Origin of the sequence: Nocardia sp. NPDC051321, from assembly GCF_044455225.1 — a bacterium.
Taxonomy (GTDB): Bacteria; Actinomycetota; Actinomycetes; order Mycobacteriales; family Mycobacteriaceae; genus Nocardia.
In genome coordinates this window covers 96,754-118,229 of the sequence record NZ_JBITEM010000023.1, presented here as the reverse complement: position 1 = coordinate 118,229, position 21,476 = coordinate 96,754, and the positions used below count along the sequence as shown (strand labels likewise).

Genomic DNA, 21,476 nt, shown 5'->3' with positions numbered 1-21,476 from the left:
TGACGCTGCATGTTCGCACCCATCAGGGCGCGGTTGGCGTCGTCGTGCTCGAGGAACGGGATCATGGCCGTCGCGACCGACACCATCTGGCGCGGTGACACATCCATGTAGTCGACCTCGACCGGCGCGACGAACTCCACCTCGTCGCCGAAGCGCCGCGCGAGGACCTTGTGCTCCACCAGTCGTCCCTCGGCGTCGACCGGCGAGTTGGCCTGGGCGCGGATATACCGTTCCTCTTCATCGGCGGTCAGATAAACCACCTCATCGGTCACCTGACCGTCGACGACTGTGCGGTACGGCGTCTCGATGAAGCCGAACGGATTGACCCGGGCGAACACCGAAAGATAGCCGATGAGACCGATACTCGGGCCTTCCGGCGTTTCGATCGGACACATCCGCCCGTAGTGGCTGAAGTGGATATCGCGAACTTCGATGCTGGCCCGCTCCCTGGACAGGCCGCCCGGTCCGAGCGCCGACAGCCTGCGCTTGTGGGTGAGACCCGCCAGCGGGTTGTCCTGCATCATGAACTGCGACAGCTGCGACGTACCGAAGAACTCTTTGATCGACGCGCTGACCGGGCGGATATTGATCAGGGTCTGCGGCGTGATCGCCTCGATGTCCTGCGTCGTCATCCGCTCGCGAACCACCCGCTCCATGCGCGACAAGCCGATGCGGAGCTGGTTCTGGATCAGCTCGCCTACCGTGCGCACGCGACGGTTGCCGAAGTGGTCGATGTCGTCGACCCCGATCGGCACCTCGACGCCGCCCTCGGCGGTCATGGTCTTGTCGCCGGCGCGCAGACGCGCCAGGTACTCGATGATCGCGACGAGGTCTGCCTCGGTCAACGTGGCCGAGTCGATATCGAGACCCAGTTTCTTGTTGATCTTGTAGCGGCCGACGCGCGCCAGGTCGTAGCGCTTCTCCTTGAAGAACAAGTTCTCCAACAGGGTCTGCGCGGACTCCTTGGTCGGCGGCTCGCCCGGACGCAGCTTGCGGTAGATGTCCAGCAGCGCCTCGTCGGTGCCCGCCGTGTGGTCCTTTTCCAACGTCGACATCATGATCTCGGAGAACCCGAAACGCTCGACGATCTGTTCGGCGGTCCAGCCGAAGGCCTTGAGCAGCACGGTAACCGGCTGGCGACGCTTGCGGTCGATGCGGACACCAACGGAGTCGCGCTTATCGATGTCGAACTCCAGCCACGCACCACGGGCGGGGATAACCCGCGCACTGTGCAGGTCCTTCTCAGTGGTTTTGTCGACGGAGTGGTCGAAGTAGACACCCGGCGAACGAACCAACTGGGCGACGACGACGCGTTCGGTGCCGTTGACGATGAAGGACCCCTTGTCGGTCATCATCGGGAAATCTCCCATGAAGACCGTCTGGCTCTTGATCTCACCGGTGTTGTTGTTGATGAACTCCGCGGTGACGAACAACGGTGCCGCGTAGGTCATGTCCTTGTCTTTGCACTCGTCGATGGAGGCCTTGACCTCTTCGAACCGAGGGTCGGACAGCGACAGCGACATGGTGCCCGCGAAGTCTTCGATCGGGGAGAGCTCGGCGAGCACCTCTTCGAGGCCGCCCGCGGTGCTGTTCTCGCCACGCGCGGCGGCACGCGCCCGCCATTCCGGCGCGCCGATCAGCCATTCGAAGGAGTCGGTTTGGACGTCGAGCAAGCCCGGCACGTCCAAGGGTTCACGAATTCTGGCGAACGACACCCGTTTCGGGGCGCCGGGGATTGCGGCGATTACCTGGGCTGTAGTGGTGACTTTTTGGGACGAGACTGACACGGTGCGTCCTTCCGCGACCTCACACTGCTGATGAATTGCGGGTGGTCACCTACCTGAACCGACTCGCACACCGCAAGAAGCGATCACCACGTCAATTGACGGTGATACACATAAGTGGGTTGGTGTGGTCGGACAGGAGGCAGCCAGCGCAACGTCCCAAGTTACTCGCAGATTTGGCGCAGCACAATAGGCATTCGATATTTAGGCTCATGTGATAACCACTTCGAATGTTTCCTCTGTAGGAATATTAACTCCGGGAATGTGCCTGAGTCAAGGCTTTCGGCGAAATTGCCACTAATTCGGCCGGTGCAGGCATAGGGGAGCCATGGGTTATAGGTGTGCTTCGTCGAGGAAGTCCAGCACGAGCGGGCCCGCGACGGCGCGGAATTCGTCGAAGTAGGCGTGCCTGGCGCCGGGGATCAGCCGCATCCGTGCGTGCGGGATGCGTTCGGCGAGCAGGGCCTGGGACATGTACCGCACCCGTGACCGAGCCGAAGAGGTGTTCGATCTTCTCGGCGGCTGACCAGGACAGCCTCAGCCGTCGGTGAGGATGCCTGCGGCGGCGTCGAGCCCATCGGTCGTTCCGACGATCACCAGCAGATCGCCCGCGGCGAAGGTGAAGTCCGGGGCGGGTGACGGGATCACCGACCCGCCTCGCATGATCGCGACGATGGAAGCCCTTGTCCGGGTGCGCATCTCGGTCTCGCCGAGCGGGCGGCCGTCGTACGGGGAGCCGCCGAGGATGGCGAACTGCCGGGTATTGACGCCGTCGTACTCGCGATGCTCGGCACGCAGCTGTGCGACCAGCTGGGGTGCGCCGAGCAGGTTGGCCAATGCGGCCGCCTCCGACGCCGAGAGCGGAATCTGTTCGGTGGCTTCGGGATTGTCGGACTTGCTGACGATCAGATAGGTCGTGCCGTCCTTGTGATCGATGACGCCGATCCGGCGGCGAACGCCTTTGATCGGAAAGTCCTTGCGCACACCGATGCCCGGCAGGCGCGTCACTTCAACGTTCACTACATCAGCGTAACCGCGTCGTGTGTCGCAGGCGTGATGCTTGTGCGCGATCGCCCGCTGTCGGTCCGGGTAGACAGCCAGCGATCGCGCGGTGCCGCCGCTCGGATCAGTCAGCGGGCCCAGCGAGGTGGTAACGCACCGTGGGGCTCCACAGGAAGAATCCGTTCACGCCGGCATCGTTCGCGGCGTCGATCTGGGCCCTGACCTCACCGGGGCCGTAGTTGACGCCGAGGCTGAAGTCCTGCAACCAGGGGACGACCTTGGCGGCGGTGCCCTGCGTCTGGGCGCGGAAGTCGTGCAAGGAGCGGAAAATAATGTCATAGGGCTGCGAATTCGGGTTGGCGACACCGTATTCGCCGGCGTTCCAATGCGAGGGATACAGCATCGGCGCGAGGTAATCGACGTACTTGGCCATCAATGGAATGTCCTGGGCGATCTCTTCGGGGCGGGTGGCGGCCACGCCGAATACCGCGGCACTCTGCTCGGCGCCCGCGTCGCGGACGGGATCGCGGCTCTCATGCAGGAATTCGGCGATCGACACGGTCGGCGAGGTCGTCGAGCCGGGGAACTGCATCTGCGACAGCGCGCCGTCCGGGCGCCGGATGTAGTCGTACATGACACCGTCGAAGCCGATTTTGGCCGCCTCGACCGCGAGATCGATATTGTATCTGCGTATTTCGGGGCTCGCGAAATTGGTGAAGGCGATCGGGCCGTACCTGCTGGAATACGGTTGACCAGAAGGTGTTTGGATGACCCAGTCCTGATGGCCTGTCTGCCAAGCCCATTCAGCCATCGTCTTGTCCCGGAACGCGACGATCCGGCCGACCACCCGAATGCCCATGTCGTGCAACTGCCGCAATGCCGCAGGCGGGTCGTAGATCGGCGTGACGGCACCCGATTCGCGGGCAAGCGGCACCTGGGAGTCGTAGCCGACCATGCCGTCCTCGTCCTTGATATCGAGCTGCACCGTATTGATGCGCCCATCGCGCGCCATGTTCAGCACGTCCTCGCGGAGTTCGTCGTCGGCCCATCCGTAGGCGGTCACGTGCACCGCCTTGATCCGCGGCTGCTCGATGGCTGCCGTGATCGGCTGTGCGGCCTCGTTGCCCGCCCCGTCCACGGCGATCACCTGCGCGCCGGTTTGCGCGCGCGGCATCGTGATCTCGAACGATCCGTCGTCGGCTGGTGTCACCGACTGTGTGCCGATCGACACGCGCGCGGCGTCTTTCGCCTTGCCGCGCAAGGTAACCGGTTGGCGGTAAGAAGTCACGCCAGTGGGCTGCGTCAGCTCCAGGGCCGGTGCCTCGTTGTCCACGGTGAAGGTCTTCGACACGCCCGGGCCGGTGCGCAGGAAGCCGAGAAAGCTAGGCGGGATCTCGGCGGTGAACTTGTGCTCGCCATCGGACAGCGGCCCCGGCCGATAGGCGATGGTGCTGCCGTCGACCGTGCCGGTGACCGGCTGGCCGTCGAGTTCGAGCCGCACGGCGCCGGGGTCGTATGCACCCGCGTCTACGCGCAAAGTCATGGCGGACAAGGTCGTCGCACCGACCAGACTGTTCGGGAGACCGGTGACGGTCAATCCACGGGGTTCGGTGCGCACCCAGCTCAGGGTCACAGAAGCGACAAGAATTGATAAGACTGAGATAACCAGGACTGCCGTCAACCGCCGGTGTCCTGTAACGCCTAGTCTTTCTAGCAACGCGCACACCAACTTTCGTCTGAATATCGCTCAACTATCGCGGGTTCGGCCCGCGCCCGTCGCTACTTTGCCCGAGTTCCTTACGCTACGAAATGGTCGCAATCGCGTACTGTTTGCGCGTGGCGAAGAACGCGACTATCGGTGTTCGAGTTGTCCTGTCGGTGCTGGTGTGCACGGCCGCCGCGTCCTGCGCCGCAGACCATGACCCGGCCACCCTGCGGGCGATGGCGACCGCGCCACCGTCGAGTAGCCCCGCGCCCGATCCGGGGGCGATCGGTGCCAACGAACTCGGCGTCGTGCCTGTCCTCATGTACCACCAGCTGGCGTCTGCGCCGGACAGCGAATACGACCAGACGCCAGCGAAATTCCGCGCCGAACTCGATCGACTCCTCGCCGAGAACTACCGTCCGGTGACGACGTCGGCCTACATCTCCGGCGCCTTCGACCTGCCGGCGGGCACCCATCCGGTGGTGCTCACCTTCGACGACTCGACCCTCAGTCAGCTCACGGTCACCGATGACGGCAAGGTCGCGCCCGACACCGCCGTCGGCATCCTCGAACAGTTCCGGATCGAGCATCCGGAGTTCGCGCCCACCGCGACCTTCTACGTCAACAACCAGCCGTTCGGCGACAATCCGCGAGCCCTATCGTGGCTGGCCGCACACGGATACGAGATCGGCGCGCACACCGCGAGCCACGCGAACCTCGCGCAGTTGGACAGCACCGGCGTCCAACGCGAGCTGGCGGACAACGTCCGCGCCATCGTGTCGGCGGCGCCGGGCCAGGTGCGGACGATGGCGTTGCCGCTCGGCATTGCCCCGGCCGACCGCAGCCTGGCCACCGCAGGCAGTTGGGACGGCACGAATTACGCGTTCGAGTCGGTGCTGCTGGTCGGTGCCGAGCCGGCGCCTTCGCAATACGGCGAACTCGATCCCACGGCTGTTCCCCGAATCCGTTCGGGCAGAACGGCGGTCGACTTCGACTCCACCTACTGGCTCGACCGGCTCGCGGCAAACCCGGAGCAGCGCTACACCTCCGATGGCAACCCAAAGCAGATCTCCTTCCCTGCACGCTTATCCGGGACGTTGAACCCACGGTGGTCGGGTCAGGCGAAGTCGTACTGATGCGACCGCTCGATCAGGTTCTGCCGGACGCCGCGTTCACCGCGGCGAACTAGCGGCGAGTTGTTCGAGGACGGCGACCATCCGATCGATCTCCGCGCAGGTGTTGTAGAAGGCGAACGACGGACGCACCGTCGCCTCCAAGCCGAGGCGACGCAGAATCGGCTGGGCACAATGATGCCCGGCGCGAACCGCGATGCCCTTCTCGTTCAACGCCTTTCCGACCTCGATCGGTTCGTAGCCGGCCATGACGAAGGACAGCACACTCGCCTTGTCGGCGGCGGTGCCCACCAGTCGGATACCGCGTACCGCGGCGACCCGAGGTGTCGCGTACTCGAGCAGTTCGTGCTCGTAGCGCGCGATAGCGTCCATGCCGATGCGCTGGACGTATTCGATGGCGGCGCCGAGGCCGACCGCGTCGGCGATATTGCCGGTGCCCGCCTCGAAACGCCCGGGTGGCGGCTGGAACAACGAACGCTCCAGGGTGACATCGCTGATCATGTTGCCGCCGCCCTGCCAGGGCGGAACGTCTTGCAGTATCTCGGATTTCCCGTAGACGACGCCGATTCCGGTGGGCCCGAACAGCTTGTGGCCGGAGAACACGAAGAAGTCGGCGCCGATCGAGCGCACATCGATGGTGGTGTGCGGGACGGATTGCGCGCCGTCGACGAGGGTGACCGCCCCGGCCCGCTGCGCCTCGGCAACGATCTCGCGCACCGGCGTGATGGTGCCGAGGGCGTTCGAAACATGCGCCACCGAAACAAGTTTCGTTCGATCGGAGAGCAGCTTGGTGTATTCGCCCAGCATCAGTTCGCCGCTGTCGTCCACCGGAATGACCTTCAACTGCGCGCCGGTCTCGGCGGCAAGCATCTGCCAGGGGACGATGTTCGCGTGGTGCTCGAGGTGCGAGATAATGATCTCGTCGCCCTCGCGAATGTTCTTGCGGCCCCACGTTTGTGCGATCAGGTTGATGCCCTCGGTGGCGCCGCGGACGAAGATGATCTTCTCCGCCGACGACGCGCCGATGAACCTGGCCACGATGTCGCGGGCCTGCTCGTAGGCGTCGGTGGAGCGCGCCGCTAATTCGTGTGCGGCGCGGTGGATATTGGAGTTCTCGTGCTCGTAGAAATGGGCGATGCGGTCGATCACCGGACGTGGTTTCTGGGTCGTCGCGGCGTTGTCGAACCAGACCAGTGGGTGGCCGTTCACGCGTTCGCGCAGGATCGGGAAGTCGTTGCGCACCGCGTGCACGTCGAAGGGCGGGTGTGCGTCGGGGACGCGGTACGACGCGGCGGGGCCGGTCGACGCGGCATTGCCGGGCGAATCCAGGAAGTAGAAGCTCGGCGACGCAGACGACTGCTGCGGTGCGGCATCCGGAAAACGTTGCGGAGAAAGCACTCCGCGCAGCGACGGCAGCGTTGTGAGGAACGGGTCGTTGTGGATGCCAGCGGTGCCCACCGGCTGGTGTGCAGGTGGGCCCGCCGCATCGGCCATCGGCACGTCGCGTCCCCAGCCGGGCACCGATGGCGCCGGAGTGCTGCCGCCTGGTGGCGTAGTACCCGAAAAACCCTGCGTGCCGGATGGTGCCGGAGATGAGGTCGTACTGCCATCGGAAGGTACGGTGCCATTGACGCCAGGGACCGACGGTGTCGGCGTACTGCCGCCCGGAAGGGTGACACCCGAAACGCCCTGTGCGCCTGATGATGCCGCATCCGGCGTACGTCCACCAGGATGTGTCGCACCGGCAAACCCCGGCGCACCAGCCGCCGTCGCCGCAGGCACCGGTGACGGCACCGGCACATTCGGCGGCGACGTCGGCATATCCGGCTGCGCCACGCTCAGGCCTACCGGTGCGGCGGGCGGACCCGCCGACCCCGACGGCAGCGCCGAGAAGAACGCTCCGGCAAGGCGATTGAGCGTCGCCTCGTCCGGCAGCGGCCACTCGGCACCGCCGTCGTCGCCTGGGCGTGCGATGTCAGCTCCGGTAGGTCGGTGCGTAGTCATGGAACTTGCCCACCTCGGCTCCGTCGAGCACTGCCACCGCATCGTCGGTCAGAATCGCCAGCGAGCAGTACAGCGACACCAGATATGACGCGATCGCGCTGCGATCAATACCCATGAACTTCACCGAGAGGCCCGGTCCCTGTTCGCCGGCCAGACCCGGCTGATACAGCCCGACCACGCCCTGACGGGCTTCGCCGGTGCGGATCAGCACGAACTTGGTCTTCCCGCGTTCCACCGGAACCTTGTCCGACGGAATAATGGGAATCCCACGCCAGGTCAGGAACTGCGACCCGAACATGCTCACGGTCGGCGGCGGCACACCGCGCCGGGTGCATTCCCTGCCGAACGCCGCGATGCCCTGCGGGTGGGTGAGGAAGAAGCCCGGCTCTTTCCAGACCTTGGTGATCAGATTGTCGAGGTCGTCCGGCGTCGGTGGGCCGGCGATCGTCGAGAGCCGTTGCTTCTTCGCGGCATTCGCGATGAGACCGTAGTCCGGGCTGTTGATCAGCTCGCCCTCTTGGTGCTCCTTGATTGCCTCGATGGTCAACCGCAACTGTTGAGCAATCTGATCGTGCGGGCTCGAATACAGATCCGAGACGCGGGTGTGCACGTCGAGAATGGTGTGCACGGCCTTGAGCCGGTACTCGCGCGGGTCTGGCTCGTAGTCGATAAATGTCTCCGGCAGCGGAGACTCGTCGAAGTTGTCGCACTGAATATCGACGGTTTGTTCGTGCGTGACCCGGTTTCGCCGGTAGATACCGGCCTCGACGGGCACCCAGTTCAACAGATGAACCAACCACCGTGGGGTGATCGACTCCATCTGCGGAACGGTCTTCGTTGCATTGGCGAGGGTCCGGGCAGCGTCATCGCCCAGTGCCACCGGCCGTGGAACAGCTTTTGTCATCGAACCACCTTGGGATCGGCAAATCCACCGTTACCAGCTCGCCCATGCTAGCCCCTGGCTCCCGACTTGCCCGGATCGCCCCTATTGCCCGCCTTGCACCGCGTGCCGCGGCGGGTTATCGGTGGCGGATCCGGTTACCGAGTGGTGCGTTCTCCGCCATTGACCGCCAGCACCTGACCGGTGACCTGCCGAGCCGCCGGGGAGGCGAGGTAGTGCACGGCGGCGGCGATATCTTCGGGTACACCGGGGCGGCGGGTGTGGGTCGCCGCGATGAGCGATTCGCGGCGCTGGTCGGTCAACTTGTCGCGGAAGAACTCCGTGTCGGAGATGTAGCCGGGGGCAACGACATTCGCGGTGATGCCGCGCGGTCCGAGTTCTGCGGACAGTTGCGTGTTCCAGGAGGCGAGCCCGGCCTTGGCCGCGCCGTAGGCGCCCGCGCCCTTATCTGCGGCGATCGAGCCGATGTTCACCACCGCGCCGGCGGTGGCCAGTCGGTCGCGCACTGCCGTGGTCATCAATACCGCGCTGATCAAATTGGCGTCCAAGTTGGCCCGCCAGGCGTCGGCCAGGCCTTTCAGGTCGGTCGGCGCCGCCGAGTCGAAGTCGGTGTTACCGCCGGCGTTGTTGACCAGCACGTCGATCTCGCGGGGGAGTTGGTCGAGGAGTGCTTCGATTTGCGCCGGATCGGTGGCGTCACAGACTCGTGCCGTGACGCCGAGCTCCGCGGCTGTCGCGTGTAGCGGCTCGGCCCGACGGCCGGTGATCACCACCGAATCGCCCTCGGCCGCGAAAATGCGCGCGATCGCCCGGCCGATTCCGGTGGCTCCGCCGGTCACTACGATGTTGCGTCCCATGTCGGTCTCCCTCATCGAGTACATTTAGACCTAAACATAGACTTCGTTTAGGTCTAAACGCAACCTAGGAGTGGGATGGACGACAACGATCCGGTCGACGCTATCGCGCTGGCGTGGCTCCGCGAACGGCCGGGCACCCCGGTCGATGGCATCGGCGTCGTGACGCGGATATGGCATCTGGCCAAGGCCTTTGGCGACGATCGGCGCCGGGTGCTCGCCGCCGAGGGTGCCGACGCGGCCACCCTCGATCTGCTCAGCGTGCTGCGCCGCAGCGGTCCGCCATACCGGTTGACCACCCGCGAACTCAAAGAACGCACCATGCTTACCGCGGGAGCGATATCCCAGCGGGTCGCCCGCGCGGAAGCTGAGGGCCTGGTCACCAGGACGACCCTCGACGACGGTTCGCGTGGCGTGGTCGTCGCGCTCACTCCAGCCGGGCACGCGGTGGTTGAACGATTGGTCGACCAGGTGCTCGGCCGCGAGCTCGACCTGCTCTCCAGTCTGACCGCCGAGCAGCAGGCCAACCTGACCGACCTGCTCCGCATCCTGCATCAGGACCTGATGCCGCGCCTCGGCCTTGGCAAGATCATCCAGGTCGGTTCGGCGGATACCTGAGTGTTCGAAAGCGCCATCGTCAGTACCCAGGTGTTGTTCGCACACGATCCGTAGGTGACGGCGGCAGCCACGTAGACGAGAGTCGAATTGCGCTTGGCCTCAGACCAGTTCGCGCCGCAGGCGTAACCAGGGATGTCCATCTGGCAAGCAGCTGGTTGGGCAGGGTCGTGAAGAGCGAGACGGCCACACTCATTCGGTGCAGCACCCGGTGCGCGTCTTGGTTGCCGACGGCAGCCTCGGCGCTGGTGAGCCCGCATTGGGCCAAATCGCCGAGCGCGTTGGTGAATTCGGCGGTGTCAGGCTTGTTCGGGGTGGTCCAGCTTTGATACAGCGTGACAAGGCAGTCGTAGCCCGCCTTGCTGGTCTGAAACGCCGCGACCAGCGCGTCGCCGTCGGCGCCGAGCATGTCGAGGCCGGTAAGGATCGTTTCCAGTTGCAGCGCGGCGGGATCGACGTCGAGGTGTACCTGTGCCGACGCTGTTCCAGGCGGAAAGAGCAGCGTGCCTCTGCCTTTCGGAGTCAGCAAGCCGGGATTGGTGATCGAAGGAATCGTGCAGGGCAACCGCGAGCTGATCGGCGCCCGACAGGGGCTGGATATTGGTGAACTTCCCGGCCGGAGTGGCGGCAACCCGGTAGTACTGGGCGGAGTTCGAGGTGAAGTCGACGGCTATGCCGGCGCCGGTGTCGCGCAGGCACGCGGCGACCACGCCCGGCTTGCTGGGAACCAAGGTGAGTTTGTTCGTGCCGACGGTGATGTCGCTCTTGTCTTTACACGGCGAATCGAGACTGCCTGCCACCGTCTGCCAGGCTTGTCTGGCGGCCCGATCGAGGGCGGCCCCCACGTCGACGAGGTTGACCTGGAAGCTGCTGAGATGATCGGTGGTGGTGGTCAGCGCCTTCGACGCCGTGTCCCAATTCGGCAGCAGCAGATCGGGTTTCGACCTGTCGCCACCCTGCTCGACCGCGATCACCGGACGGACCGAATCGGTGAATTTGCTGTATAGGTCTGGGCTGTCCGACAGATCGAACTTCAGGGTGAGCGGGTTTGCCCGGCTGCGCGCCGTTACCGAGCCCGAACTCGACCGGTGGCGCCGCACCGACCTCGACGTCGGACGCCTTTGCGGAAGGAGGCGGCGCCGCCGACATCACCAGGTGCGTACCGACATCGGCGACATCGGTCGGCGCAGTGGCGGTGACACCGATCGAGCCGACTTTCCCGCTGACCGTCACACCGGAGGCGTTGACCGACCCTCTCGCCACCTGGGATGTAGGCGTAGCGGACACCGCCGAAGAACGCAGGTCAGGTCCGGCGCCGCAGCTCGAAGCAGCCAGCGCGACCGCCGCGAGCACCAGCACCGGTGCCGAAGGGGAGGACCACCATTCCTTGGCCATTGCGCATACCTCGATCGCGAACCGACGCGCCTCGATCACTGGCCATTTGCCCAGCTACCGCCGCATCTCGCCAAGGTCAGCGCAGGGCCAGCGCCAGGAAGAAGTCAACTCGGTCTTCGAGGCGGGACAAGTCGCGGGCGGTGAGTTCTTCGATGCGCTGGATACGGTAGCGCAGGGTGTTGACGTGGACGTGCAGAAGATCGGCGCACTTGGTCCAGGAGCCGGAGACCTCGAGGAAGGTTTCCAGAGTATGCACCAGGTCGGCACGATTGTCCTGGTCGTAGGTGGTGAGGGGATCGAGCAGGCGCAGGCGGAACATGCGGCGGACTTCGTCGGGGACCGAGGCGAGCAGGAGCATGTGGGTGGCGAGTTCGTCGTGGCCGACGACGCTGGCGGGTTGTAGTCGGCCCGCGGCCATCCGGCGGGCGTAGCGGGCTTCTTCGACGGCGCCGCGCAGGCCCTCGCCGTCGACCACACCGCTGACGCCGACCGATAGTCGACTTCCGCGCAGCCCGGGCTCCAAAGCGTTTACCGCACGGTTGATTTCGTCGATCACCGGAGTGTCCGGGCCCGCCGGAATCAGCGCGATAGCCTCGCCGTCCACCACGCCGGCGGCAGGCCTTCTGCCGAACAGGATTTCGCGCAGCAGCACGCGTAACTCACCGGGTCGCAAGGTGTCATCGGCGGCGGCCGCGACGGCAATGTAGGTCTCCGCGGGTCCGAGACCGGTGAGTTCCAGTCGTGAGATGATCTCGGTCGGTTTGGCGTCGGACACGATCAACTCGATGAGTTCCTGGGCGAGCCGCCCCTCTGCGCTCTGCCGGTCGTCCTGCCGCGCGCGTTCCAGCGAGACGACGGCCGCGAGCTCGCCGGCCAGCGCGCGCCGCTCCTCTGGCCATTCGGTGTAGTCGCCCTCGAAGACGAGGAACCAGTCCGCGGCCCGCGATGTCCGATGCTCATCCACCGCGAACAGGGAAAACCGGCTGTCCTCGTGCAGAAACGCGACCGGCAGCCGACGGGCACTGAGAAACGCGGTGGTCACCTCGACCGGTGGCGGCGTGCCGGGCCCGGCCACCGCCCGTCCGGTCGACGACACCACCCAACATCGCATGCCGAGGTCGCGTTCGATGAGCTCGAGTACCGAACCGAGTCCGGCACCCGAGACGAGCTGACGGTGCCGGTCCAGGATCGCCGTCAGATCCGCCGCACGCCCGGTCGACAGGTTGCGGGTGATCTGCTCGGTGACCTGGGCAAACGCGACATTCTCCGGGACCCGAAACAGCGGAATCCGGTGTTTGCGGCAGGCCTCGACCACGTCGGGCGGCGCACCCCCGTACCTGGCGTCACCGGCGGCCATTCCGGCCACCCCGGCCTGAGCCAGCGCTCGAACGAACACCTCGCTGTCGGCGGGATCATGCCGCCACTGCATGCCGGTGAGCACAAGCTCGCCTCCGGACAGGTAGCGACCAGGATCGAGCATGTCCGTGGTCACCACCCAGCGCACGAACCGGTCCAGCTCTTCCTCGCCGGTGACGAGCTCGAGCCCCAGGTCCGCCATGGTCAGCAGTGATCGAAGGCGCACGGTGCGAAGGCTAACAGTCGCACCCCTGGTGAACGCCCTTGGACATTCGCACAAAGAGTTGGGTGTGAACTGTCGCACAGTTCAGATTTCTCGTTTCTAGCTGCGGTGTTCCTCTGCGGGTGTACTTGCGGAACAGATTGGCGAACCCCGACAGGAGGTCAGATGGCAGGCGACATCGGATGGCTCAACGCATTGCCTCCGGACCAGGCCGAGCAGGAACTGCTGAGCTGCTGCGCGTCCAGGCAGTGGGCGCAGAAGGTGGCGGCCTCCCGGCCCTACCCCGATGCCGCGAGTGCCACCGCCGCGGCCGTTGCCGCGGTGTGCGAGCTGAGTTGGCCGGACGTGGCGGAGGCGCTGTCGGCGCATCCGCGCATCGGCGACCGGGCCAAGGCGGAGCTGTCCGAGCGGGAGGCGGCGTGGTCGCGCGGCGAACAGTCCGGTGCCGCGACCGCCGATGCCGCGGTGCGGGCCGAGCTTGCCGCGGGCAACCTGGCCTACGAGGAACGATTCGGCCACGTCTTCCTGATCCGCGCGACCGGTCGCAGCGCCGAGGAGATGCTCACCGAGCAGCGCAAGCGGCTGGCCAATACGGTGCTCGACGAACGCATCAAGGTACAGAGCGAACTCGCCGACATCACCCGCCTGCGCGTGCGAAAGCTGCTGGGGGACAGGTGAGTCTGTCCACTCACGTGTTGAACGCGGTCACCGGCCGCCCCGCCGCTGGGCTGCGGGTGCGGCTGTCGCGGGCCGACGGCACCGTGCTCGCCGAGCGACTCACCGACGACGACGGCCGCATCAAAGACCTGCCCGCACCCGAATCCGGCACGCACCGGCTGACTTTCGACACCGGCGAGATCAGCCCCTTCTACCCCTCGGTCGCCATCGACTTCACCGTCGCCGACCCGGCCGCGCACTACCACGTGCCGCTGCTGCTCAGTCCGTATTCCTACTCCACCTATCGAGGTAGCTGAACAATGTCGATCAAGCTCGGACCGAACCGATATGGCAAAGCGGAGACCCACGTCGTCAGCGTGACGAAAAACGGTGGCGTGCACGAGATCCGGGACCTCAATGTCGGCGTCGCCCTCTCCGGAGACATGGATGACGTGCACCTCACCGGCGACAACGGCGCGGTGCTGACCACCGACACGCAGAAGAACACCGTCTTCGCGTTCGCCAAGGAACACGGCATCACCTCACCCGAGGCGTTCGGTGTGCTGCTGGCTCGGCATTTCGTCGATTCGCAGCCGACCATCCATCACGCACGGGTCAGCGTCGAGGAATACGTCTGGGAGCGCATCGTGCTCGACGCGAGCACCGACCAGCACTCGTTCGTTCGCTCCGGCCAGGAGGTGCGCACCGCGCGAGTGCACTACGACGGCGAAAACGCTTGGGTTGTTGCGGGTTTGGCGGGCCTGGTGGTGCTGAACTCCACCGGTTCGGAGTTCCACGGCTACCTGAAGGACAAGTACACGACGCTGAAGGAAGCCTACGACCGCGTCCTCGCCACCGAGGTCAACGCGGAGTGGCGCTTCGTCGGCGAGCCGAGCGATTGGGACAAGACCTACCGCGAGGTCAAGCGCGCGCTGCTGGAGGCGTTCGCCGAAACCTACAGTTACTCGCTGCAGCAGACCCTGTACGCGATGGGCGAGCGCGTGCTCAACACCTGCCCGGAGGTCGGTGAGGTCCGGTTGTCGCTGCCCAACAAGCACCATTTCGTCGTCGACCTGTCCGCCTTCGGACTGGAGAACGACAACGAGGTGTTCTACGCCGCCGACCGCCCGTACGGCCTGATCGAAGGCACCGTGCTGCGCGAGAACGCGCCCGCAGCCGGGCCTGCGTGGGAGTGACGATGGATTTCCTACGACCCACCTCGTGGGCGGACGCCCTGGAAATCAAGGCAGCACGCCCGGACGCCACCCCCATTCAGGGCGGCACCGACATGATGGTCGAACTCAACTTCGACAAGGGCCGCCCGAGCGCCCTACTCGACCTGAACCCGTGCCGAGAGCTGTTCGACTACAAGGAGACCGACGGCAAGATCCGGATCGGCTCCGGCGTGCCGTACGTCCGGATCATCAACCGGCTCGGCGGGCAGCTGCCCGGTCTGGCCCAGGCCTCCCGCACAGTCGGCTCGCCGCAGATCCGCAACCGCGGCACCGTCGGCGGCAACCTCGGTGGTGCCTCCCCTGCCGGCGACGCGCATCCGGCGCTACTCGCGGGCAACGCGGTGGTCGAGGTCGCGTCGGCGGCCCGCGGCACCAGGATGATTCCGATCGACGACTTCTACATCTGGGTGCGCAAGAACGCGCTCGAGGCGGACGAGCTGATCAGCGCGGTCTGGTTGCCACCTGCCGAAGGGCCGCAGTACTTTTCGAAGGTCGGCACCCGTAACGCCATGGTGATCGCGGTGTGTTCGTTCGCCATCGCGCTCTACCCGAGCAGCGGGACGGCGCGCACGGGCATCGGCTCGTCCGGTCCGACGCCGCTGCGCGCTCAGCCCGCCGAGGAATTCCTGGCCACCCAGCTGCCGTGGCACGACCCGGCGCCGCTCACCGATCGGGTGCTGCGCGAGTTCGGCGCGCTAGTCTCGGCCGCCGCCAAGCCGATCGATGACGTCCGTGGCACCGCGGATTACCGCAAACACGCCCTCTCGGTGCTGGCGCGCCGCACCCTGGGCTGGGCATGGACGGACTACCTAGCAGAAAGGAAGGCAGCCTGATGCGGGTGACCTTCGACGTGAACGGCTCAACGGAGACCGTCGACGATGTGTGGGAGGGCGAGAGCCTGCTCTACATGCTGCGCGAGCGGATGGGGCTCCCCGGCTCCAAGAATGCCTGCGAACAGGGTGAATGTGGTTCCTGCACGGTCTATTTGAACGGCACGCCGGTGTGCTCCTGCCTGGTCGCGGCCGGCCAGGCCGAGGGATGCTCGGTACGGACCGTGGAAGGTCTGGCGCAGGGCACGAAGCTGGATCCGATGCAGCAGGCGTTCGTCGAAGCGGGCGCGGTCCAGTGTGGTTTCTGCACACCGGGTCTCATCGTGCAAGCGCATGACCTGATCGAGCACAACCCCGATCCCTCCGATGTGGAGATCCGCGAGGCCCTGGCCGGAAACCTCTGCCGCTGCACCGGATACGAGAAGATCCTCGACGCAGTGCGGCTGGCGGCGCAGCGGAAGGCGACGGCGCAATGACAAAGACGGTCATCGAAAACGCCTACATCGCACCGGTCGTCGGTCCGGAGATCGCCTCCGGCTATCTGGTGATCGCGAACGGCAGGATCGAATCCCTCGGCGCGGGACCGGCACCCATCGTGCCCGACGCGCAACGCATCGACGGCACCGGTTGCCTGGTCACCCCAGGCATGGTGAACACCCATCACCACCTTTACCAGTGGGCGAGCCAGGGCCTGTTCCAGGACTCGACGCTGTTCGAATGGCTGACCGGGCTCTATCGGCTCTGGGCTGGCATGGACGCCGACGTCGTATACGGCGCGGCCAGTGCGGGATTGGGTTGGTTGGCGCTGACCGGCTGCAGCACGAGCAGCGATCATCACTACGTCTTCCCGAAGGGTCGCGGCGACCTGTTCGACGCCGAGGTACGGGCCGCGCACGAGCTCGGCATCCGGTTCCACCCGTGCCGCGGTTCGATGGATCGCGGCCAGTCCGACGGTGGCCTGCCGCCGGACGAGGTGGTCGAGGATCGCGACGAGATCCTGCTGAACACCTCGGAAACCATCGACAAGTATCACGATCCGTCGTTCGACTCGATGCTGCGGGTCGCCGTCGCACCCTGCTCGCCGTTCTCGGTGAGCGAGGGCCTGATGACCGACGCCGCACTGCTGGCGCGCACCAAGAACGTCCGGCTGCACACCCATCTCGCCGAGACGCTCGACGAGGAAGAGCACTGCCGCGAGCAGATGGGTTGCACCCCGGTCGAATACATGGAGAAGCTCGGCTGGCTCGGCGAGGACGTCTGGTTCGCGCACGCCGTGCACCTGCACGACGCCGACATCCGCCGCTTCGCCGAAACCGGCACCGGCTCGGCGCACTGCCCGAGTTCCAACGCTCGCCTCGGTGCCGGAATCGCCCGCGTCTCCGAGCTTTTGCGGGCCGGTGCGCCGGTCGGTCTCGGTGTCGACGGCGCGGCGTCGAGCGAGTTGACGTCCATGGCGGGGGAGATGCGCCAGGCCATGTTGTTCCAACGGGCTGTGCACGGACCCACCGCACTCACCGCACGTCAGGCGTTGGAGATCGGAACTCTCGGCGGCGCACGCAATCTCGGTCGCCAGCAGGAAATCGGCAGCCTGGAGGTCGGCAAGCTCGCGGATATCGCGATGTGGCGGGTGGACGGATTCCGGGCGGCGGTGGAAGACCCGGTGTGCGCGCTGGTTTTCGGGCCGACGCCGCCACTGGCCAGGCTGCTTGTCGGCGGACGCACTGTTGTCGAGAACGACGAACTGCGCACGGTCGCGCACGACGCGGTCGGCCGGGCGGGCGCCGCGGCTCGCGTACGGCTCATGCGGGGACAGGCATGAGCGCGCCGCGCAGCTGTGCCAGCTCCCGCCGGCGAGAGGAGAAGTGATGACCACCGCACGCACCACGCGATTTCCGGGTGAGGTCGCCGCGCCGGGCAAGGGCGGCATCGGCGAAAGCCCGCTGCGCCCGGACGGCAACCTGAAGGTCAAGGGCGAGTTCGCCTACGCCTCCGACCTGTGGATGGACGGAATGCTGTGGGGCGCCACGCTGCGCAGCCCGCATCCGCGCGCCCGCATCGTCAGCATCGACATCAGCCAGGCGCTCGCGCTGCCCGGCGTGCACGCGGTGCTCACCCACGAGGACGTGCCGGGGCGCAACGTCTTCGGCCTCGACATGACCTGGGACCAGCCGGTACTGGCCATCGGCGAGGTCCGCCACCACGGCGAGCCGATCGCGCTTGTCGCCGCGGACCACCCTGAGATCGCACGCCGCGCGATCGAGGTGATCGCCATCGAATGGGAGGTGTTGACGCCCATCACCGATCCGCTCGCGGTGGTCGCCGACCCCGAAGCCAACAAGGTGCAGGAGCGTGGCGGCATCGCCAGGCATCAGCCCGTCCGGGTCGGCGATATCGCGGTCGGCCGTGCACTGTCCGATGTGGTGGTGACCGGCGACTACGAGGTCGGCATCCAGGACCAGGCGTTCCTCGGGCCTGAGGCGGGCCTGGTCGCGCCGGGCGAGGACGGCGGGCTCGACTTCTACGTCGCCACCCAGTGGATGCACAACGACCTGGAACAGATCGGACCCTGTCTCGGCCTGTCCGAAGACAAGATCCGGATGACCCTGGCCGGCGTCGGCGGCGCGTTCGGCGGCCGCGAGGACCTGTCGATGCAGATCCACGCGGGCATGCTCGCGCTGTACACCGGCAAGCCGATCAAGATGATCTACAACCGCGAGGAATCCTTCTTCGGGCACGTGCACCGGCATCCGGCGAAGATGCGCTACGAGTACGGCGTGACCCGGGCCGGGAAGATCGTCTTCGCCGAGGTGCGGATCGTGCTCGACGGCGGCGCCTACACTTCGGCCACGCTCAATGTCACCGGCAACGCGTCGTCACTCGCGGTGGGCCCGTACGAGATTCCGCACATCAAGATCGACGCGTACGGCGTGTACACCAACAACCCGCCCTGCGGTGCGATGCGCGGATTCGGCGCGGTGCAGGCCTGTTTCGCGCACGAGTCGATGATGGACAAGGTCGCCGAGGCGCTCGACCTCGACCCGGTCCAGGTCCGTCAGATCAACGCGGTCTCGCAGGGATCGAAGCTGGCCACCGGACAGATCGTGCACGCGCCGATGCCGATGGCCGAGATGCTCGGTCAGGCCCGCGAAATGCCGTTGCCCGCAGCGCTGGACGCCACCGATATCCGGAACCTGCCCGGCGGCGTCTCGCAAACCACGCACGGCGAGGGCGTCGTGCGCGGCATCGGCTATGGCGTCGGCATCAAGAACATCTGCTTCTCCGAAGGCTTCGACGACTACTCGACCGCCCGTGTGCGGCTGGAAGTCATCGGCGGCGAACCTGTTGCGCTGGTGCATACCGCCGCAGCCGAGGTCGGCCAGGGACTGGTCACCGTCGAGGCGCAGATCGCGCGCACCGAACTGGGCATCGAGCGGGTCACCATCCACCCGGCCGACAACCAGGTCGGCAGCGCCGGTTCCTCCTCGGCGTCCCGGCAGACCTACATGACCGGCGGTGCGGTGAAAGCCGCGTGCGAGGCGATACGGATGCGCGTCCTCGCCCTCGCCCAAGGACGTTTCGGCGCAACCCGCGGCCTCCAACTGGTCGGCGGCAAGGTGGTCTCGCACGACGGCGAGGTCTATGCCGCGATCGTCGACCTGCTCGGTGACGAAATCATCGAGGAAACAAGGGAATACCACCACAAGCCGACCACCGGAATGGATCCGGTGACCGGCCAGGGCAACAGCCACACCCAGCTCGCCCTGTGCGTGCACCGGGCCGTGGTGGATGTCGACACCGAACTCGGCCTGGTCAAGGTCGTCTCCCTGGACGCCGTCCAGGACGTAGGAAAGATCATGAACCGCTTGTCGCTGGAGGGCCAGATCCACGGCGGCTCCACCCAGGGGCTCGGCCTCGCGGTCATGGAGGAAATTCAAGTCCGCGACGGAAAGGTGCTCAACCCGTCCTTCACCGACTATCTGATCCCCACGATTCTCGATACGCCGCCACAGCGGCTGGAGATTCTCGAAAACGCCGACCCGCACGCCCCATACGGGCTGCGCGGCGCCGGAGAGCCACCCACGCTCTCCTCGACTCCCGCGATCGTCTCGGCCATTCGGGACGCATGCCGATCCGCAGGAGGAACCGTGCACATCAACCGAGTGCCGGTGCGTCCGGAAGACATCATCCGGAGCAGTTGATCAACAGGGGTTGTGCCTTGTGTTCCCACACATCTCCACGACACAGCACAGACCCCACAACAGCAGAACCGAACCACGCGACCCGGCCACAGTGGCCGGTTCGTAGGTCGGCCATGCCCCGAGGAGGGCACGCCATGACCCAAGTCCAGACCCACTCCTCCGTCCCGGAGCCGGTCACCGGAAGGTCCCCGCTCGACCGATACTTCCGGTTGAGTGCACGCAAGACCACCGTCTCCCGCGAAATACGAGGCGGTATCACCACTTTCGTAGCGATGGCCTACGTTATCCTGCTCGTCCCGCTGATCATCGGCGGGGTACAGGATATCGACGGCAACAGCCTGAGCATCGCACAACTCACCACCGCGACCGCGTTCTCGGCCGGGCTCAGCACCATTCTGATGGGTCTCGTCGGCAACGTTCCACTCGCCCTGGCCGCCGGCCTCGGTGTCGTTCCGGTAGTCGCCTTCCAGGCGGCTCCGCACATGACCTGGCCGCAGACCATGGGCCTGGTGGTGCTGATGGGCGTGATCATCGTGATCCTGGCCGCGACCGGCCTGCGAACGATGATCATCAACGCTATCCCACTGTCGCTCAAGAACGCCATCGGCGTCGGGATCGGCATGTTCATCGCGATGATCGGCCTGGTGTCCGCAGGGGTGGTCGGCCACGGTTCGCAGACCGGACCACCGGTCACGCTCGGCGTCGCCGGTCACCTTTCCGGTTGGCCCGTAGTAATTTTCGCCGTCGGACTGCTGCTCATGCTCGCGCTGTTCATCCGCAAGGTGCCCGGCGCCATCCTGATCAGCATCGCCATCGCGACGGTGCTCGCCATCGCGGTCAACTCGCTGGCGAAGATCGATCCGAAGACGTGGGGGCCGGTGGTTCCGGAGACGCCGAAGGGTTTCTTCGCCGCGCCGGACTTCGGGTTGCTGCTGAATGTCGACCTGATCGGCGGATTCGCCAGGGCGGGTGGGCTTGTCGCGGGCGTCGTGCTGTTCACCCTGGTGCTCACCGGCTTCTTCGACGCCATGGGCACCGTGTTCGGGGTATGTGACGAGGCAGGACTGCTCGACGAGCGTGGCACCATGCCCGGCCTCGGCAAGGTGCTGACCATCGACGGTGTCGCACAGGTGATCGGCGGCATCAGCGGCGGCGCGGGCAACACCGTGTACGTCGAATCCGCGACGGGCGTCGGTGAGGGCGCGCGTACCGGACTGGCCAGCGTGATGACCGGTGGATTGTTCTGTCTCGCAGTGCTGTTCACCCCGCTCGCCGCCGTAGTGCCGATCCAGGCGGCCGCACCGGCACTCGTGCTGGTCGGTGCGCTGATGATGACCCAGGCCCGCAAGATCGACTGGGCCGACCTGGAAGTCGCGGTTCCTGCCTTCCTGACGATCGTGTTGATGCCGTTCACCTACTCGATCACCAACGGCGTCGGCGCGGGCGTCATCGCCTTCGTGGTCATCAAGGCGGCGCGCGGCAAGTTCAGTGAAATCCACTGGCTGATGTGGGTTGTCGGCGTCGTATTCGCCGGCTACTTCGGCATCACGGCGATCGAACTACTGCTCGGCGGATAGAACGGC

Annotated in this window: 19 protein-coding genes and 1 pseudogene; 11 read left to right on the top strand and 9 right to left on the bottom strand. The window is 66.0% G+C overall.

From position 1 onward, the window contains the following. The 4 genes and pseudogenes from ACIA8C_RS40130 to ACIA8C_RS40115 all read right to left on the bottom strand — a co-directional run. Positions 1–1,823, bottom strand: a pseudogene (locus tag ACIA8C_RS40130) (DNA-directed RNA polymerase subunit beta); the annotation flags it as partial. Positions 1,824–2,117: 294 nt separating this feature from the next. Further along, positions 2,118–2,258, bottom strand: coding sequence for a hypothetical protein (locus ACIA8C_RS40125; RefSeq protein WP_397144210.1), 141 nt, complete (start codon positions 2,256–2,258; stop codon positions 2,118–2,120). A gap of 63 nt (positions 2,259–2,321) precedes the next feature. After that, a complete protein-coding gene (locus ACIA8C_RS40120) occupies positions 2,322–2,804 on the bottom strand; it encodes a cation:proton antiporter regulatory subunit (protein WP_397144208.1) in 483 nt (160 codons plus the stop codon). Between the two features lie 106 nt (positions 2,805–2,910). Next, positions 2,911–4,404: a putative glycoside hydrolase gene (locus ACIA8C_RS40115; protein ID WP_397144206.1), complete on the bottom strand. Its 1,494-nt coding sequence runs from the start codon at positions 4,402–4,404 to the stop codon at positions 2,911–2,913. A gap of 218 nt (positions 4,405–4,622) precedes the next feature. On the opposite strand from ACIA8C_RS40115, the gene ACIA8C_RS40110 reads away from it, so the two are divergent. After that, positions 4,623–5,627, top strand: a complete 1,005-nt coding sequence (locus ACIA8C_RS40110; RefSeq protein WP_397144204.1) for a polysaccharide deacetylase family protein — start codon at positions 4,623–4,625, stop codon at positions 5,625–5,627. A 36-nt stretch (positions 5,628–5,663) separates the two neighbouring features. Here the strand turns inward: ACIA8C_RS40110 and ACIA8C_RS40105 are convergent, their stop codons facing one another. The 3 genes from ACIA8C_RS40105 to ACIA8C_RS40095 form a co-directional block, all read right to left on the bottom strand. After that, positions 5,664–7,628, bottom strand: a complete 1,965-nt coding sequence (locus tag ACIA8C_RS40105; RefSeq protein ID WP_397144202.1) for a family 2A encapsulin nanocompartment cargo protein cysteine desulfurase — start codon at positions 7,626–7,628, stop codon at positions 5,664–5,666. After that, positions 7,600–8,532, bottom strand: a complete 933-nt coding sequence (locus tag ACIA8C_RS40100; protein WP_397144200.1) for a family 2A encapsulin nanocompartment shell protein — start codon at positions 8,530–8,532, stop codon at positions 7,600–7,602. Before ACIA8C_RS40100 ends, ACIA8C_RS40105 begins: the two co-directional genes overlap by 29 nt. 134 nt (positions 8,533–8,666) lie before the next feature. Next, positions 8,667–9,386, bottom strand: a complete 720-nt coding sequence (locus tag ACIA8C_RS40095; RefSeq protein WP_397144198.1) for an SDR family NAD(P)-dependent oxidoreductase — start codon at positions 9,384–9,386, stop codon at positions 8,667–8,669. A gap of 75 nt (positions 9,387–9,461) precedes the next feature. Between ACIA8C_RS40095 and ACIA8C_RS40090 the strand changes: the two genes are divergently transcribed. Continuing rightward, positions 9,462–10,001: a MarR family winged helix-turn-helix transcriptional regulator gene (locus ACIA8C_RS40090; protein WP_397144196.1), complete on the top strand. Its 540-nt coding sequence runs from the start codon at positions 9,462–9,464 to the stop codon at positions 9,999–10,001. A gap of 19 nt (positions 10,002–10,020) precedes the next feature. Here the strand turns inward: ACIA8C_RS40090 and ACIA8C_RS40085 are convergent, their stop codons facing one another. Next, a complete protein-coding gene (locus ACIA8C_RS40085) occupies positions 10,021–10,527 on the bottom strand; it encodes a hypothetical protein (RefSeq protein ID WP_397144194.1) in 507 nt (168 codons plus the stop codon). Positions 10,528–10,537: 10 nt separating this feature from the next. Here ACIA8C_RS40085 and ACIA8C_RS40080 point away from each other — a divergent pair, with 10 nt between their 5' ends. Next, on the top strand, positions 10,538–11,005 hold the full coding sequence (locus ACIA8C_RS40080; RefSeq protein ID WP_397144192.1) for a hypothetical protein: 468 nt from the start codon (positions 10,538–10,540) through the stop codon (positions 11,003–11,005). 464 nt (positions 11,006–11,469) lie between these two features. On the opposite strand, the gene ACIA8C_RS40075 is transcribed toward ACIA8C_RS40080, so the two are convergent. Next, positions 11,470–12,975 carry a PucR family transcriptional regulator gene (locus ACIA8C_RS40075; RefSeq protein ID WP_397144190.1) on the bottom strand — a complete coding sequence of 502 codons (1,506 nt, stop codon included), beginning with the start codon at positions 12,973–12,975 and terminating at the stop codon, positions 11,470–11,472. Positions 12,976–13,137: 162 nt separating this feature from the next. On the opposite strand from ACIA8C_RS40075, the gene uraD reads away from it, so the two are divergent. The 8 genes from uraD to ACIA8C_RS40035 all read left to right on the top strand — a co-directional run bounded on the left by uraD (position 13,138) and on the right by ACIA8C_RS40035 (position 21,470). Next, positions 13,138–13,650, top strand: a complete 513-nt coding sequence (gene uraD / locus ACIA8C_RS40070; protein WP_397144188.1) for a 2-oxo-4-hydroxy-4-carboxy-5-ureidoimidazoline decarboxylase — start codon at positions 13,138–13,140, stop codon at positions 13,648–13,650. Continuing rightward, the gene (gene uraH / locus ACIA8C_RS40065; RefSeq protein WP_397144186.1) at positions 13,647–13,946 is read left to right on the top strand and encodes a hydroxyisourate hydrolase; all 300 of its coding nucleotides are present in this window, start codon (positions 13,647–13,649) and stop codon (positions 13,944–13,946) included. The genes uraD and uraH overlap by 4 nt, the downstream gene beginning before the upstream one ends. Before the next feature lie 3 nt (positions 13,947–13,949). Next, on the top strand, positions 13,950–14,825 hold the full coding sequence (gene pucL / locus ACIA8C_RS40060) for a factor-independent urate hydroxylase (protein WP_397144184.1): 876 nt from the start codon (positions 13,950–13,952) through the stop codon (positions 14,823–14,825). 2 nt (positions 14,826–14,827) lie between these two features. Further along, positions 14,828–15,697 carry an FAD binding domain-containing protein gene (locus ACIA8C_RS40055; protein WP_397144182.1) on the top strand — a complete coding sequence of 290 codons (870 nt, stop codon included), beginning with the start codon at positions 14,828–14,830 and terminating at the stop codon, positions 15,695–15,697. After that, positions 15,697–16,170 (top strand): (2Fe-2S)-binding protein, encoded by a 474-nt coding sequence (locus ACIA8C_RS40050; RefSeq protein ID WP_396997314.1) that lies wholly within the window; start codon positions 15,697–15,699, stop codon positions 16,168–16,170. The genes ACIA8C_RS40055 and ACIA8C_RS40050 overlap by 1 nt, the downstream gene beginning before the upstream one ends. Then, positions 16,167–17,513 (top strand): 8-oxoguanine deaminase, encoded by a 1,347-nt coding sequence (locus tag ACIA8C_RS40045; protein ID WP_397144180.1) that lies wholly within the window; start codon positions 16,167–16,169, stop codon positions 17,511–17,513. Before ACIA8C_RS40050 ends, ACIA8C_RS40045 begins: the two co-directional genes overlap by 4 nt. A 46-nt stretch (positions 17,514–17,559) precedes the next feature. Then, complete coding sequence (locus ACIA8C_RS40040) at positions 17,560–19,893, top strand: xanthine dehydrogenase family protein molybdopterin-binding subunit (RefSeq protein ID WP_397144178.1); 2,334 nt, start codon at positions 17,560–17,562, stop codon at positions 19,891–19,893. Positions 19,894–20,027: 134 nt separating this feature from the next. Continuing rightward, a complete protein-coding gene (locus ACIA8C_RS40035) occupies positions 20,028–21,470 on the top strand; it encodes an NCS2 family permease (protein ID WP_397144176.1) in 1,443 nt (480 codons plus the stop codon). Positions 21,471–21,476: the final 6 nt, after the last annotated feature.